This is a genomic window from Pseudomonas sp. Pse79 (assembly GCF_024519615.1).
GTDB classification, from domain to species: domain Bacteria; phylum Pseudomonadota; class Gammaproteobacteria; order Pseudomonadales; family Pseudomonadaceae; genus Aquipseudomonas; species Aquipseudomonas veronii.
This window is the reverse complement of the sequence record NZ_JALJRR010000022.1, coordinates 18,352-33,947: the sequence shown is the minus strand read 5'-3', so window position 1 is coordinate 33,947 and position 15,596 is coordinate 18,352. Positions and strand designations below refer to the sequence as shown.

At 62.7% G+C, this 15,596-nt stretch carries 14 protein-coding genes and 1 pseudogene; 9 read left to right on the top strand and 6 right to left on the bottom strand.

Annotated elements, in window-relative coordinates:
- Together NR164_RS23335 and NR164_RS23330 are read right to left on the bottom strand one after the other, a co-directional pair.
- Entirely contained in the window at positions 1-663 is a 663-nt protein-coding gene (locus tag NR164_RS23335) for an amino acid ABC transporter permease (protein WP_046383111.1), read from the bottom strand.
- A gap of 52 nt (positions 664-715) precedes the next feature.
- Positions 716-1,564, bottom strand: a complete 849-nt coding sequence (locus tag NR164_RS23330; protein WP_017846653.1) for a transporter substrate-binding domain-containing protein — start codon at positions 1,562-1,564, stop codon at positions 716-718.
- Between the two features lie 354 nt (positions 1,565-1,918).
- On the opposite strand from NR164_RS23330, the gene NR164_RS23325 reads away from it, so the two are divergent.
- Complete coding sequence (locus NR164_RS23325) at positions 1,919-2,251, top strand: co-chaperone YbbN (RefSeq protein WP_079444098.1); 333 nt, start codon at positions 1,919-1,921, stop codon at positions 2,249-2,251.
- A 15-nt stretch (positions 2,252-2,266) separates the two neighbouring features.
- Here NR164_RS23325 and NR164_RS23320 read toward each other — a convergent pair.
- The 3 genes and pseudogenes from NR164_RS23320 to rpiB form a co-directional block, all read right to left on the bottom strand.
- A pseudogene (locus NR164_RS23320) lies at positions 2,267-3,604 on the bottom strand (CBS domain-containing protein); the annotation flags it as partial.
- Positions 3,605-3,980: 376 nt separating this feature from the next.
- Positions 3,981-4,961, bottom strand: a complete 981-nt coding sequence (locus NR164_RS23315; protein ID WP_017846656.1) for a sugar-binding transcriptional regulator — start codon at positions 4,959-4,961, stop codon at positions 3,981-3,983.
- A gap of 63 nt (positions 4,962-5,024) precedes the next feature.
- A complete protein-coding gene (gene rpiB, locus NR164_RS23310; RefSeq protein WP_017846657.1) occupies positions 5,025-5,486 on the bottom strand; it encodes a ribose 5-phosphate isomerase B in 462 nt (153 codons plus the stop codon).
- Positions 5,487-5,769: 283 nt separating this feature from the next.
- Here rpiB and NR164_RS23305 point away from each other — a divergent pair, with 283 nt between their 5' ends.
- The 7 genes from NR164_RS23305 (at position 5,770) to dhaL (ending at position 13,050) form a co-directional block, all read left to right on the top strand.
- The gene (locus tag NR164_RS23305) at positions 5,770-7,257 is read left to right on the top strand and encodes a sugar ABC transporter ATP-binding protein (RefSeq protein ID WP_256823321.1); all 1,488 of its coding nucleotides are present in this window, start codon (positions 5,770-5,772) and stop codon (positions 7,255-7,257) included.
- Positions 7,254-8,240, top strand: coding sequence for an ABC transporter permease (locus tag NR164_RS23300; protein ID WP_256823320.1), 987 nt, complete (start codon positions 7,254-7,256; stop codon positions 8,238-8,240). Before NR164_RS23305 ends, NR164_RS23300 begins: the two co-directional genes overlap by 4 nt.
- A 37-nt stretch (positions 8,241-8,277) precedes the next feature.
- Positions 8,278-9,285: a substrate-binding domain-containing protein gene (locus NR164_RS23295; protein WP_256823319.1), complete on the top strand. Its 1,008-nt coding sequence runs from the start codon at positions 8,278-8,280 to the stop codon at positions 9,283-9,285.
- A gap of 160 nt (positions 9,286-9,445) precedes the next feature.
- Positions 9,446-10,201 carry an SDR family oxidoreductase gene (locus NR164_RS23290; protein ID WP_046383107.1) on the top strand — a complete coding sequence of 252 codons (756 nt, stop codon included), beginning with the start codon at positions 9,446-9,448 and terminating at the stop codon, positions 10,199-10,201.
- Between the two features lie 27 nt (positions 10,202-10,228).
- Positions 10,229-11,344, top strand: a complete 1,116-nt coding sequence (locus tag NR164_RS23285; RefSeq protein WP_046383106.1) for an alcohol dehydrogenase catalytic domain-containing protein — start codon at positions 10,229-10,231, stop codon at positions 11,342-11,344.
- Between the two features lie 56 nt (positions 11,345-11,400).
- Complete coding sequence (locus NR164_RS23280; protein WP_046383105.1) at positions 11,401-12,402, top strand: dihydroxyacetone kinase subunit DhaK; 1,002 nt, start codon at positions 11,401-11,403, stop codon at positions 12,400-12,402.
- A gap of 3 nt (positions 12,403-12,405) precedes the next feature.
- On the top strand, positions 12,406-13,050 hold the full coding sequence (gene dhaL, locus NR164_RS23275; protein ID WP_017846664.1) for a dihydroxyacetone kinase subunit DhaL: 645 nt from the start codon (positions 12,406-12,408) through the stop codon (positions 13,048-13,050).
- A gap of 4 nt (positions 13,051-13,054) precedes the next feature.
- Here dhaL and NR164_RS23270 read toward each other — a convergent pair whose 3' ends face one another.
- Positions 13,055-13,927 (bottom strand): LysR family transcriptional regulator, encoded by an 873-nt coding sequence (locus NR164_RS23270; RefSeq protein ID WP_046383104.1) that lies wholly within the window; start codon positions 13,925-13,927, stop codon positions 13,055-13,057.
- Positions 13,928-14,077: 150 nt separating this feature from the next.
- Between NR164_RS23270 and NR164_RS23265 the strand changes: the two genes are divergently transcribed.
- Positions 14,078-15,586: an MFS transporter gene (locus tag NR164_RS23265; RefSeq protein ID WP_079444103.1), complete on the top strand. Its 1,509-nt coding sequence runs from the start codon at positions 14,078-14,080 to the stop codon at positions 15,584-15,586.
- Positions 15,587-15,596: the final 10 nt, after the last annotated feature.

Genomic DNA, 15,596 nt, shown 5'->3' with positions numbered 1-15,596 from the left:
CTAACGACGGATCGCCAGACGCTGTTCCAAGTAACGGAGCAGCATGGCGATCAGGTAACAGGCGGCCACGTAGAGCGCGGTCGTGACCAGCCAGGTTTCAATCACCCGGTAGCTTTCGACGTTGATCTTGCGGGCGTAATAGGTCAGCTCCGGCACCGCGATCGCGGCGGCCAGCGAGGTGTCCTTGAACAGCGAAATGAAGTTGTTCGACAGCGCCGGCAGTACGTTGCGCAGCATCACCGGCACGGTGATATAGGCGCGAATCCGCCACTCGCCCAGGCCGATGGCCAACCCGGCTTCGCGCAAGCCCTTGGGAATATTCAGCAGCCCGGCGCGGAACACTTCGGTCAGGTAGGCACCGGCGTACAGCGACAGCGTGATGATGAACGACGGGATCTTGTCCAGGCGGATACCCAGGCTGGGCAAGGCGAAGTAGATCAACAGGATCAGCACCAGGATCGGCGTATTGCGCACCACCGTCACATACACCGAGGCCAACAGGCGCAGCGCGCGGTGCTTGGACAGCATGGCAAACGCCATCAGCAGGCCGATCACGCAACCGATGGCGATCGACAGCAGCGCCAGTTCGAGGCCCAGCCACAGCCCCGCCAGCAAGGTGTCGAAGTCGCGCCACACGGCGGCAAAGTTCAACTGATAGTTCATGGTCGATAGTACCTGATGGGGGCGCCGTTCGCGGCGCCCCGGTTTTCACGAATCACTTGAACTCGACGGGGAAACCAATCGCCGGCTCCGGCAGGTCGACGCCGAACCATTGCTTGAACGAGGCCTTGTAGGTGGGGAATTCCACACCGGTCATGGCTTCGTGCAGTGCGGTGTTGACGAAGTTCAGCCAGTCCTGGTCGCCACGCTTGACCGCGCACGCGTAGGTTTGCGGGCTCCAGGCATACGCCGGGCTGCGGTAGCGCCCAGGGTTCTGCACCATCAGGTACTTGACCGAAGACTGGTCAGTGGCGGCGGCATCGGCGCGGCCGGAGTTCACCGCCTGGTACATCAGGTCGACGCTGTCGTACTGGTCGACCTTGGCCTTGGGCAGCGCCTGGTGGACCAGTTCTTCGGCGTAGACGTTTTGCAGCACGGCCACGGTGACGCCGTCGCCAGCAGCCTGCAGGTCTTCGATTTCCTTGTATTTGCTGTTGTTCGGCAGCAGCAGGCCGACGCCTTCGCGGTAGTACGGCAGGGTAAACGCCACCTGCTGCGCACGGCTGGCGGTGACGGTAATGAACTGGCAACTCATATCGACTTTGTCGGTCAGCAGGTTGGGAATCCGCGCGTCGGAGGACTGCACCACAAACTCGACCTTGCTCGGGTCATTGAACAAGCCCTTGGCCACGATGCGACCGATGTCGATATCAAACCCCTGCAACTTGCCATCCGCTCCCTGGAAGTGCCACGGCGCATTGGTACTGCCTGTACCCACGATCAGATGCCCACGCTTGAGCACATCATCGAGCTTGCTACCCGCCGCCTGCACAGTGCTTGCGAGGGAAGCCGATGCGGCGAAGAGAAAAACACACGCTTTGAACACGGAAGGTCGGTGATGCATGACAAGCACTCCAGGAATTGTGTATTCCGCTATACCGGAACTTAGTATGTAACAACGGAATAGACAGCAGAAAGTGTGCCATACGCAGCAACGGAAAAATATGCAGGGAATAAACTCGTTCTAAATCAGACGGATAAGTCTTGAGAAGCGACAAGGCGCAGTGCCAGCAGTGGCAATCACGTTGCTACCCAAGGCCCCACACGGCGGTGACAGGCTCAACCGAGCGCACCACGCCAGCGTTACCCCGCACTGTTACGGGGCATGAAGCAGACCTGTGAAGGTTGACAGTAGACGACGGCGCACGCCGCGCTTAGCGTTGGCAAACAACCGTGTCTGTCCAGGAGGAAAGCCATCATGGGGTATGCCAACGCGATTATTGCCAATGCCGAGGACTATCAACGGGTGCTGAGTACATCCCGTCCAGTATTCCTGTTGTTCGTCTCAAGCCACTGCGCCGCCTGCTCGAACGCGGTGCCGCTGTTCAAGCGCATTGCCGGGGAACACCCTGACACAGTCAGCCTGGTACTCGATTGCGCAGAGACGCCGAAGCACCCGCAAGTCACAGGCACTCCGACCCTGCTGATCTACCTCAACGGCCAGATGGTGGAGAAAGCCAAGGGGTTTGGCCCCCAGACAGAACAGACACAGTTCGTCGAGCACCTCTTCAAGCGCTACGCCCCGCACTAGGGCGCAACGTCACGTGTATCCCCCGCCGTTCCTGACGATGCCCGGCCCTTCGATCTCACTGGCGTCCGGCAGCTCACCGGCGATGGATTCGAGGATATCGGTCATGCTCAACACGCCGATGAAATCACCGTATTCGTTGATCACGAACGCGATGTGGGTCGAGGCTTGGCGCATCTGCTCCAGGGCGTTGAGGATCGAGCAGCTCTCCAGCAAATTGATCGCCCGCCGCTCCAACCGCTCAAGGTCCGGTTCGTTGCCCGCCAGGTAATCCTTGAGCAATTCCTTCTTATGCACAAAACCTAATGGCTCATCGACAGCACCGTTGCGGATCAACGGCAGGCGCGAGTAGGACGAACGCATCAGTTTCAGGCGGATAGTGTCGCGATCGTCTGCCAAATCGATAAAGTCGACCCTGGCCCGCGGCGTCATCAAGCTGCGGATCGGCCGCTCGGCCAGTTGCAGCACGCCGCTGATCATTACGCGCTCACGTCGATCGAACAGCGGGCCCTGAGTCACATCCGGTTCACCCAACAGATCAGCCACCTCTTCGCCCACCTCGTCCTCCGTCAGGTTGCGCCCGCCGAGCAAGCGCATCACCGCATGGGCGGTGCGCTCCCGCACGGGCAACACGCCTTGCGCCGACTTCTTGCGCCGGGCCCGGGCAATCTGGTTGAACACCTCGATCAGGATCGAGAAACCAATCGCCGCGTACAGGTAGCCTTTCGGAATATGAAAGCCCAGGCCTTCGGCGGTCAGGGCAAAACCGATCATCATCAAGAAGCCCAGGCACAGCATGATCACCGTCGGGTGCGCGTTGACGAAGCGGGTCAGCGGTTTGCTCGCAACAATCATCAGGCCGATGGAAATGATCACCGCGATCATCATCACCGCCAGCTCATCGACCATGCCCACGGCGGTAATCACCGCGTCGAGGGAGAACACCGCGTCGAGCACCACGATCTGCGCGACGATCGGCCAGAACATCGCATAGGCCACATTGCCCGAGCGTTGCGCCACATGGCCCTCAAGGCGTTCATGCAATTCCATGGTGGCCTTGAACAACAGGAACACACCACCGAACAGCATGATCAGGTCACGCCCGGAGAAGCTCTTGTCGAACACCTCGAACAACGGCTGGGTGAGGGTCACCAACCAGGAAATACTCGCCAGCAAGCCCAGGCGCATCAGCAAGGCCAGGGACAAGCCGATCAACCGCGCACGGTCGCGCTGCTCCGGCGGCAACTTGTCCGCCAGGATCGCGATAAACACCAGGTTGTCGATGCCCAGCACCAGTTCCAACACAATCAACGTCAACAGGCCAAGCCAGGCCGTAGGGTCCGCTAACCATTCCATTTATAGAGTCTCTTTATCGGTGTTCAGAATGCCGGGCACGGCAAAGCGCGGTCAGGGGACCGGGAAAGGGTTAACCATTGGAATACGAGGTGCTTCAGCGGGAACAGCGACAGCGGTTGTCTTGGAGAAAGACGACTGGGGGGCTCCGAAAGGGCGTTCATGCAAGTCCTGAAATAACAAAAGGACCTCAATCCTACATTCGAAATACAAATTCCCTACAACACAAAACCATTACAAAACCTGTCCCCAAACCCCATGTGGGAGGGGGCTTGCCCCCGATGACGGTGTATCAGCCAGCATATGAGTAACTGAAAAACCACTATCGGAAGCAAGTCAAATCGTCGCACCGCCCTCCCACACCTTGACCTGTGGCGTGTCAGGCTTTACGGGTCGCTTCATCCAGCGCCAATATGGTATGAGCATTCGTGACCGTGGTCGCAAGGGTGTTGATCACCCCCGACCGCAACGCCCCCAACGTGGCCGCCGCCTTGGTGTTCTCGCTGGCAATCGCCACCACATCCGGAATCCGGAACAACTCCTGCACCGTCAGCCCGATCACCCGCCCCTGGATGGCGTTGACCGCCGGCTGCCCGTGGATATCGATAAAGTCATACCCCATCATGTCGCCCACCGTGCCGGACAACCGCGCCTGGGCAATCTCCTGGGGCGAGAACCAGCCCATGCGTACCATGTTGCTGTTCTCGCTCATGTCGCCGATGCCGATCAGCGCAATGTCGGCACGCCGCGCCCGATCGAGGGTCGAGCGCACCGTGTCGTTATTGATCAGCACGCCGCGCAGTTCCGGGTTGGCCACCAGGGCCGGCGCGTACAGGCTTTCACTCTCGCCGCCAAAGCGCAGGGCCAGGCGCCGGCAGATATGGTCGGGGTTCATGTATTCGCCAGCCTTGAGCGAACCGCCGATGGCGCAGACAAATGTGCAATTGCGCGTCACCGGCAGGAACACGTTATCGGCCACCGCGCCAACATTACGCCCCATGCCCACGGCGACGATCATGCCGTCGCTCAAAGTCTTGTTCAGGTAATTAGCCACCAGACTGGCGACGGCCGAGCGCTGGGTGTCGGGGTCGCTGTGGTCGACGGCGATCAGGGCACGGTCGAGCTTGAAGCGCTCCACCAAGGCGCGTTCCAGCTCATTGTTCATCGCCGGGTGCTGCAACACGCGCACTTCGACAATGCCTTCATCGCGCGCACGTTTGAGCAGGCGACTGACTTTTGCCCGCGACAGGTCAAAGCGCTTGGCGATGGCTTCCTGAGTGACGTTTTCGAGGTAATAGAGCATCGCCACTTCGGTCATCTGATCGATATCGCTGGCAATGCGCTGGCTACTGTCACTCATGGGGACGGGCTTCCGTTTCGGCGTCAAAGGCACATTCTCCCGACTCTTGCCCCGCCACGTCCACTACTGATGCCCATCGCGCTCGATCGCATTGATGCGCGCGACCTTGGCCCCGGAACGCGCCGCCTCGAACTCCGAGGCCAGGAACGCGGTGACGATGCTCTTGGCCAGCTCGGCGCCGATCACCCGTGCGCCGATGGACAGGATCTGCGCATCGTTGCTCTTGCGCGCGCGCTCCGCCGAGTAGGTGTCATGGGCCTGCGCCGCGCGAATCCCCAACACCTTGTTCGCCGAGATGGCCATGCCGATCCCGGTGCCGCACACCAGCACGCCCAGGCGCTGCTGCCCGGCATTGATGGCATTGGCCACGGCCAGCGCGATGTCCGGGTAGAGCACTGGCGCGGTGGAATGGGTGCCGAAGTCGGTCACCGGGTAGCCCAGCGTCTCGATATGGCGCTTTAACAGCTCTTTGAGCTCAAAACCCGCTTCATCGCATCCGATAGCCACCGGGAAAGGTGTGTTCATGGCGTCTGGCTCCGCTGCCGAGGTCGTACTTATGACTGATCAGATGATCACTCAGTGAAATATCGTTCAGTCATTTCGCGGGCATCACCCCCTCTCTGTCAAGCATGATTTAACTGACCCGGCAGTCAAAGCGGTCTAGAAAGGCGTTATTGGCGAAAAACATCAGAATCCCAGCTTTTACATGAAAGAGATTGACTGATCAGAATTTCATTTGATACACATATGCTCACAGCGAAACATGACTGTGCGACCTAATAAGAATTCACAGCACGAGGACACGCCGATGGCCACGCCATTACTGCTCCAGGCTGAACACGTCGCCAAGGCTTACGCCGGTATCCCTGCCCTGCGTGACGGGCGTCTCTCTCTGCGTGCCGGCAGCGTCCACGCCCTGTGCGGCGGTAATGGCGCGGGCAAGTCGACGTTCCTGAGCATCCTGATGGGCATCACCCCGCGCGACGCCGGCACCATCCTGCTCAACGGCACAGCGGTGCAGTTCAACCGCCCGAGTGAAGCCCTGGCATCGGGGATCGCAATGATCACCCAAGAGCTGGAACCCATCCCCTACATGACCGTCGCCGAAAATATCTGGCTGGGCCGCGAACCACGCCGCGCCGGCTGCATCGTCGACAACAAGGCCCTGAACCGGCGCACCCGCGAGCTGCTTGAAAGCCTGGAGTTCGACGTCGACGCCAGCAGCCCGATGCACCGCCTCAGCGTGGCGCAGATCCAACTGGTGGAAATCGCCAAGGCGTTCAGCCATGACTGCCAGGTGATGATCATGGACGAACCCACCTCGGCCATCGGCGAGCACGAAGCGCAGACCCTGTTCAAGGCGATCCGCCGCCTCACCGCCCGTGGCGCCGGCATCGTGTATGTGTCGCACCGCTTGAGCGAACTGGCGCAGATTGCCGATGACTACAGCATCTTCCGCGACGGCGCCTTCGTGGAAAGCGGGCGCATGGCAGATATCGACCGCGACCATTTGGTGCGCGGCATCGTCGGCCAGGAACTGACGCGCATCGACCACAAGGTCGGCCGCGAATGCGCCGCCGCCACCTGCCTGCAGGTCGACAATCTGAGCCGTAAAGGCGAGTTCCACGACATCAGCCTGCAACTGCGCCAGGGCGAGATCCTTGGCATCTATGGCCTGATGGGTTCGGGGCGCAGCGAGTTCCTCAATTGCATCTACGGGCTGACGGTGGCCGATTCCGGCAACGTCACCCTGCAAGGCAAACCCATGCCGATCGGGCAGCCCAAGGCAACCATCGACGCCGGCATGTCGCTGGTCACCGAAGACCGCAAAGACAGCGGCCTGGTGCTGACCGGCAGCATTCTGTCGAACATCGCCCTGTCGGCCTACAAACGCCTGTCGAGTTGGTCGCTGATCAACGCGCGCAAGGAAGCCCGCTTGGCCCAGGACATGGTCAAGCGCCTGCAGATCAAGACCGCCTCCCTGGAACTGCCGGTGGCCTCCATGAGCGGCGGCAACCAGCAGAAAGTCGTGCTCGCCAAATGCCTGTCGACCGAACCGGTGTGCCTGCTGTGCGACGAGCCCACTCGCGGCATCGACGAAGGCGCCAAGCAGGAGATCTACCACCTGCTCGACCAGTTCGTGCGTGCTGGCGGCGCCGCCATCGTGGTGTCGTCGGAAGCCCCGGAACTGCTGCACTTGAGCGATCGCATCGCCGTATTCAAAGGCGGCCGGCTGGTGACCATCAGCACCGACACCGCCCTTTCCCAGGAAGCCTTGTTGAGTCTTGCCTCATGAATGCCAAAACCCTGTCCACCCCAGCCACCTCCATCCCCGCCGCGCCGCGCAACCGCCTGCGCCTGTCCCTCGACCGCTTCGGCCTGCCGCTGGTGTTTATCCTGCTGTGCGTGGTGATGGCGTTTTCCAGCGAATACTTCATGACCTGGCGCAACTGGATGGACATCCTGCGCCAGACCTCCATCAACGGCATCCTCGCCGTGGGCATGACCTACGTGATCCTGACCAAGGGCATCGACCTGTCCGTGGGTTCGATCCTCGCGTTTGCCGGGCTGTGCAGCGCGATGGTCGCGACCCAGGGTTACGGCCTGCTGGCGGCGGTGAGCGCCGGGATGTTCGCCGGGGCGATGCTCGGCGTGGTGAATGGCTTCATGGTCGCCAACCTGTCGATCCCGCCGTTCGTGGCCACCCTCGGCATGCTCAGCATTGCGCGCGGCATGACCTTCATCCTCAACGACGGCAGCCCGATCACCGACCTGCCGGATGCCTACCTGGCACTGGGTATCGGCAAGATCGGCCCGATCGGCATCCCCATCATCATCTTTGCCGTGGTCGCGCTGATCTTCTGGATGGTGCTGCGCTACACCACTTACGGCCGCTATGTGTACGCGGTGGGCGGCAATGAAAAGAGCGCGCGCACCTCCGGCATCGGCGTGCGCAAGGTGATGTTTTCGGTGTACGTGGTCTCGGGCCTGCTCGCCGGGCTGGCCGGCGTGGTGTTGTCGGCGCGCACCACTTCCGCCCTGCCCCAGGCTGGGGTGTCCTATGAGCTGGACGCGATTGCCGCCGTGGTGATCGGCGGCACCAGCTTGTCGGGCGGCACCGGCAGCATTGTCGGCACGCTGTTCGGCGCGCTGTTGATCGGCGTGATCAACAACGGGCTGAACCTGCTCGGCGTGTCGTCCTATTACCAGCAGGTCGCCAAGGGCCTGATCATCGTGTTCGCAGTACTGATCGACGTGTGGCGCAAGAAAAAACGCTAGAGAACGACCCAACTACAACAATAACGGAGTTCCCCTCATGAAACTTGGTACCACCCTGGCCGCCGTGGCGGCCCTCTCCCTGCTCGCCAGCAGTATCGCCGTGGCCGCCGACGGCAAGACCTACAAGGTCGGCGCAGCCGTCTACGGCCTCAAGGGCCAGTTCATGCAGAACTGGGTCCGCGAGCTCAAGGAACACCCGGCGGTCAAGGACGGCACCGTGCAATTGACCGTATTCGACGGCAATTACGACGCCCTGACGCAGAACAACCAGATCGAAAACATGGTGACCCAACACTACGACGCGATCCTGTTCGTGCCCATCGACACCAAGGCCGGCGTCGGCAGCGTGAAGCAGGCCATGAGCAACGACGTGGTGGTGATCGCCTCCAACACCAAAGTGGCCGACGCCGCCGTGCCGTATGTGGGCAACGACGACGTCGAAGGCGGCCGCCTGCAGGCCCAGGCCATGGTCGACAAGCTCAACGGCAAGGGTAACGTGGTGATCATCCAGGGCCCGATTGGCCAGTCGGCGCAGATCGACCGGGAAAAAGGCGAGCTGGAAGTGCTGGGCAAACACCCCGGCATCAAGATCATCGAGAAAAAAACCGCCAACTGGGACCGCGCCCAGGCCCTGGCGCTGACTGAAGACTGGCTCAACGCCCACCCCAAAGGCATCAACGGCGTGATCGCGCAGAACGACGACATGGCCCTGGGCGCCGTGCAGGCCCTGAAGTCCCACGGACTGACCTCCAAGGACGTGCCCGTCACCTCGATCGACGGCATGCCGGATGCGATCCAGGCGGCGAAGAAAGACGAAGTCACCACCTTCCTCCAGGACGCCCAGGCCCAGTCCCAAGGCGCATTGGACGTGGCATTGCGCGCCCTCGCCGGCAAGGACTACAAACCGCAATCGGTGATCTGGGAACGTTATGGCAAGGACGTGAAATGGGCTGACGGCACCGCCAAGACCTACATCCTGCCGTGGGTGCCGGTGACCAACGCCAATGCCGACGCGCTGTACCAACAAGTCAGCGGCGGCAAGTAACTACTGGCTTGAAACACACTCAAGTGTGGGAGCAAATGTGGGAGGGGGCTTGCCCCCGATAGCGGTGCACCAGTGATAGATCAGGTGACTGACACACCGCCATCGGGGGCAAGCCCCCTCCCACATTGAATCTCCAGTGCTATTAAAAGAGGAGTCATTCATGTCTGGATTCTGGAACCAAGCCTTCGACCTCACCGGCCGTTGCGCGGTGATCACCGGCGGTGCCGCCGGCATCGGCCTGGCCTGCGCCAGCCTGCTGGTCGAACGCGGCGCGCGGGTGGCGCTGCTGGACCGCGACCCGGCGGTGGTGGCCGTGGCCGCCGGCCTCGGCGCCGAGCATCTGGGCATTGCCGTCGACCTCAGCCAGATCGACCAGGTGCAACACAGCGTCGACCGGGTTTTCGCCCACTTCCAACGCCTCGATTACCTGATCAACAGCGCCGGCGTGGCCTTGCTGGACAAGGCCATCGACGTCAGCGAAAGCGCCTGGGACACCACCCTCGACATCAACCTCAAGGCCAGCTTCTTCGTCGCCCAGGCCTGCGCCCGGCACATGCTCGCCCAGGGCGGCGGGCGCATCGTCAACCTGGCCTCCCAGGCCGCGGTGATCGGCCTGGACCGGCATGTCGCGTATTGCGCGAGCAAAGCGGCCATCGTCGGCATGACCAAGGTATTGGCCATGGAATGGGCGCCACAGATCAACGTCAACGCCATCTCCCCCACCATCGTCGAGACCGCGCTGGGCAAGCAGGCCTGGGCCGGCGAAGTCGGCGAACGGGCCAAATTGCAGATCCCGGCGGGCCGCTTTGCCCAGCCGGAAGAAATCGCCGGGCTGGCGCTGTACCTGCTCAGCGACGCGGCACAAATGATCACCGGCGCCAACATGGTGATCGACGGCGGCTACAGCATTCAATAATTCATCTATTTGTCGTGAGGTTTTGTCATGTCCACCGTTACCGAACGCACGCCCGAGCAACTCACCCCGATCATCCCGAAAACCATGCAGGCCGTGGTCTGCCATGGCCCGGAAGACTACCGCCTGGAAACCGTCGACGTGCCCACCCCCGGCCCCGATGAAATCCTCACCAAGGTCGAGCTGTGCGGCATTTGCATGGGCGACATCAAGACCTATCGCGGCGCCCCGTCGTTCTGGGGCGACGCCGAGCAACCGCGCTACGTCAAGCCGCCGATGATCCCCGGCCACGAATTCGTCTGCCGCGTGGTAGCCCTCGGCCCCGGCGCGGAAAAGCGCGGGGTGAAGGTCGGCGACCGGGTGATCTCGGAACAGATCGTGCCGTGCTGGGGTTGCCGCTTCTGCAACCACGGCCAGTACTGGATGTGCCAGAAACACGACCTGTATGGCTTCCAGAACAATGTGCAGGGCGCCATGGCGCAGTACATGATCTTCACCAAGGAAGGCATCATCCATAAAGTGCCGGACTCGATTGCGCCGGACGAGGCGATCCTGATCGAACCGCTGGCCTGCTCGCTGCACGCGGCGGAGCGCGCCAATGTAGATTTCGACGACGTGGTGGTGGTCGCCGGCGCCGGTACGCTGGGCCTGGGGATCATCGGCGCGGTACGCATGCGCAATCCGAAAAAACTGATCGTGCTCGACATGAAACCCGAACGCGCCGCCCTCGCCCTGCGCATGGGCGCCGACGAAGTGTGGAACCCGGCCGAGGTGGACGTGCTGGCGAAGATCCGCGCAATCACCGACGGCTACGGCTGCGACATCTATATCGAAGCCACCGGTCATCACAAGGCCGTCAACCAGGGCCTGGCGATGCTGCGCAAACTCGGTCGATTCGTTGAGTTCAGCGTGTTCAACGACGAGGCTACGGTGGATTGGTCGATCATCGGCGACCGCAAGGAACTGGACATCCTCGGCTCGCACCTGGGGCCGTACATGTACCCGCGCGCCATCGACTTTATCGGCAACCGCAAGATCGACATGCGTGACGTGGTGACCCACAAGTTCGCCCTGGCGGACTTCAAGGAAGCGTTTGCGGTGATGGAACGAGGCGACAAATCACTCAAGGTCGTCCTCGAACCCTAAACACACCACACTGAACAGCTGTGCCCCCTTAAAACAAGAACACAGGAACCCGCGTTATGAATCGAGTCATCAACGATCCGGACCACGTGGTCGAGGACATGCTGCGCGGCATCCTGGTCGCGCATCCGCAATTGCGCCAGTACGAAACCAATCCACGGGTCATCGTCAAAGCCAAACCGTCGGGCCAAGGCCGCGTCGGCATCGTCACCGGCGGCGGCTCGGGCCATGAGCCGGCCTTCCTCGGCTACGTCGGCCCCGGCCTGGTCGACGCCGTGGCCGTCGGCGAGATCTTTTCCTCGCCCACCGCCAAGAGCTTCTTCGATGCGTTCCGCGCCGCCGACCACGGCGCCGGCGTGGCCTGCCTGTACGGCAACTATGCCGGCGACAACATGAACGTGAAGCTGGCAATGAAAATGGCCGCCAGCAAAGACATGCGTATCCGCACCGTGGTCGCCAACGACGACGTGGCGTCCGCGCCCAAGGCCGAGATCGCCAAGCGGCGCGGCGTGGCCGGGGAAATCTTCATGTGGAAGATCGGCGGTGCCGCCGCTGCCCAGCACTACGACCTGGACGGTGTGATCCGCGTCGCCCAGAAAGCCGTCGACCACTGCCGCTCGATCGGCATCGGCCTCACCCCCTGCACCATTGCCGCCGTGGGCAAGCCGAACTTCGAGATTGCGGACGGCCAGATGGAACTGGGCATCGGCCATCACGGCGAACCGGGCATCGAAGTCATCCCGATCGAACCCGCCGCCGCCATGGCCGAGCGCATGCTCGCGCCGATCCTCGCCGACCGCGACTTCAGCCAGGACGACAGCGTGGTGGTGCTGGTCTCCGGCCTCGGCGCCACGCCGGTGATGGAGCTGTATATTTTCTACGCCGAGGTGGAACGCCAACTCACCGCCAAGGGTTTGAAAATCCACCGTTGCTACGTGGGCAACTACTTCACGTCCCTGGAAATGATGGGCGTGACCCTGACCCTGCTCGGCCTCGACACCGAGCTGAAAACCCTAATCGACCAACCCTGCCGTTCCATCGGCATGACCCAGGCGGAGTGAACCATGAGCGAGCATTTTTCCACCCGCGACGGCAGCGCCATCGTCGCCGACCTGGTCAGCGTGATCGTGGCCAACCGTGAGTACCTCAGCGAAATCGACGGCGCGATTGGCGACGGCGACCACGGCATCAACATGGCCAAGGGCTTCGCCCATTGCGGGCGCGCGATCGAAGGCCGCCAACTGAGCCTGGCCGAAGCCCTGGACGAACTGACCCTGAGCCTGATGGAAGGCATCGGCGGCTCCATGGGGCCGTTGTACGGCAGCCTGTTTATCGGCATGGCCGATGAAGTGCGCGGCTGCGAAGACATCGACGCGGCCACCTTCGCTCACCTGCTGCGCGGCGGCCTGACCTCGTTGCAGGACATCACCGAGGCCGGCGTGGGTGACAAGTGCCTGATGGACACCTTGATCCCGGCGGTCGAAGCGTTCGAGCGGGCCCATGCGCAGGGGGCGTCCTTCGGCGATGCGCTCGACGCGATGAAAACCGCCGCCTCACAGGGGCGCGACTCGACCAAGGACCTGGTGGCCAAGATCGGCCGCGCCAGCCGTCTGGGCGAGCGTTCACTGGGCGTGCTGGATGCCGGCGCGGTGTCGTGCTGCCTGATCCTCACCCGCCTGGCCGACTCCGTGCAGCCGCGGCTGGTGTAACGCTTCAGGCTGGCGCTTGCTTGACCTGCTGGATATACCGCGCCACCGCCGGCGCTTGCTCGAAGCGCCGGTGAATCAACGACAGCCACGACGCCGCCTCACTGCCCTGGATACTGCGATAGACCACGCCCGGCAGACTCACATGCCCGACCACCGACGCCGGCACCACGGCCACGCCCTGCCCCAACGACACCAATGCCACCACCGCGACCAACCCGCCCGGCTGCGGCCCCAGGCGCGGCGCATAACCGCCTTGGGCGGCGACGTGCAACGTGCCGCTGATCTGCTCCGGCAGGATAAACGTCTCGTTTTGCAGATGCTCGCAACCGATGCCCTTCAAGCCCAGTAACCAGGAATCCTGGGGCAGCGCCAGCACGAAACCTTCGCGGTGCAGGCGTACCGCCTCCACGCCGTCGGGCAACGTCATCGGCGAACGGATGTAGCCTATGTCGTAGCGCCCATCCGCCACCGCGCCGGGCAAGGTCGCCATCGCACATTCGCGCACGTTCACGCTGACGTCGGGAAACGCCTGGCTGAACCCGTGCATTTGTCGCTGCAACAGCCCGGAATACACCGCCGAAGCCACGTAGCCCAATTCGATGTGGCCGGTCTCGCCACGCCCGGCACGCTGGGCACTGCGCTGGGCAAATTCGAATTGACGCACGGTGGCTTCGGCCTCGACCAACAGCGCGGCGCCGGCTTCGGTCAGGCTGACTTCGCGCTGCTGACGGATAAACAAGCGCGTGCCCAGGCTGGTTTCCATGTCCTGGATCTGCCGGCTCAAGGTCGGCGGGGCGATGCCCAGTTGCTCGGCGGCGCGGGTGAAGTTGCGCTGTCGGGCCACGGCCAGGAAGTAGCGAAAATGGCGGATGTCCATACGAGGATTAGCTCAAAGGTAATGAAGTGCTTCGCCGTGGCTAACAAAGGCAGCAGCGTGCGGGGATAAGCTCAAGGTACTTCAACAGTAGAGAGCCCTTGCGATGTCCGTCAACTGCCTTTTCCATATTGCCTATAGGGTAATTACAGCATGAGCCGGGTCAGTCCACGCCTGACACTGCTGACCGCTTCCGGCGTCTGCTCGCTGATCGTGCTCGACACCAATATCGTCGCCGTCACCCTGCCGAGTATCGCCCGCGACCTGGGGGCCAATTTCGCGGATATCGAGTGGGTGGTCAGCGCCTATATGCTCGCCTTCGCCGCGTTGTTGTTGCCCGCCGGCAGCGTCGCCGACCGCTTCGGCCGCAAGCAGAGCCTGATCTGGGGCCTGGGTATTTTCATCCTCGCCTCCCTCGGCTGCGGCGCCGCGCCCAGCGCGCTGTGGCTGGATATCGCGCGCGCCGTCAAAGGCGTCGGCGCCGCGCTGCTGCTCACCTCGGCGCTCGCCTCCATTGGCCACACCTTCCACGACGAAGTGGAACGGGCCAAGGCCTGGGCGTTCTGGGGCGCGTGCATGGGCGTGGCAATGACCGCCGCACCGACCCTCGGCGGCTTGATCACCGAGTACCTGGGCTGGCGCTGGATTTTCTACCTCAACCTGCCGGTGGGCCTGGGGTTGATGGCGCTGGTGCTGCACGCCATCCCCGAGTCCCGCGATACCCTGGCTGCGCGGCTCGACCCGTGGGGCAGCCTGGCATTCAGCGCCAGCCTGTTGTGTTTGATCTGGGGGTTGATCGAGGCCAACCGCATCGGCTGGGACAACCCGCTGACCTACGCGCGCCTGCTCGGTGGCGGGTTGCTCCTGGGCGTGTTCGTGCTGGTCGAGCGGCTGCAGCAGCGGCCGATGGTCGACCTGCAACTGTTCCGTCACCCGCGCTTTATCGGCGCCCTGCTGGGCATGTTCGCCTACGCCGGCTGCGCCCAGGTGATGATGACGTTGCTGCCGTTTTACCTGCAGAACGGCCTGGGCTTTTCCGCGATTGCCTCGGGCCTGGGCATGCTGCCGTTCGCGCTGACAATGCTGATTGGCCCACGGATCGGCGCACGCCTGGCGCAACGCTTGGCGCCGGCGACCATGATGGCCAGCGGTTTGACCCTCGTCGGCTGCGGCAACCTGTTGAGCGCCTGGGCGCTGAATGTCGGCGGCTACCTGCCCTTTGCCCTGGCGATTGCAGTCACCGGGGCCGGTGCCGGTTTGCTCAACGGCGATACGCAGAAAAACATCATGGCCTGCGTGCCACGGGAGCGTGCGGGGATGGCCTCGGGCATGAGCACCACCATGCGCTTCAGCGCGATCATGTTGGCCATCGGCGTATATGGGGCACTGCTGAGCAGCCACAGCGAACAGTTGTTGCGCGCAAGTATCGACCCGCAATGGCAGGCGCAGGTGGCGGGAATCGCTTCGCGGGTGGTGGCGGGTGATATGCCGGCGGCGCTGAACCTGGTGCCCGAGGCGGCGCGGGTGAGGCTGCAACCGCTGGCGCGGCAGGCGTTTGTGGACGGGTTCAGCGGGGTGTTGTGGGTGGCAGGGTTATTGGGATTGCTCGGAGCGCTGGTGGTGGGGAGGCTGATGCGCAAGCCGATACCCACACAGAACTAAATGTGGGAGG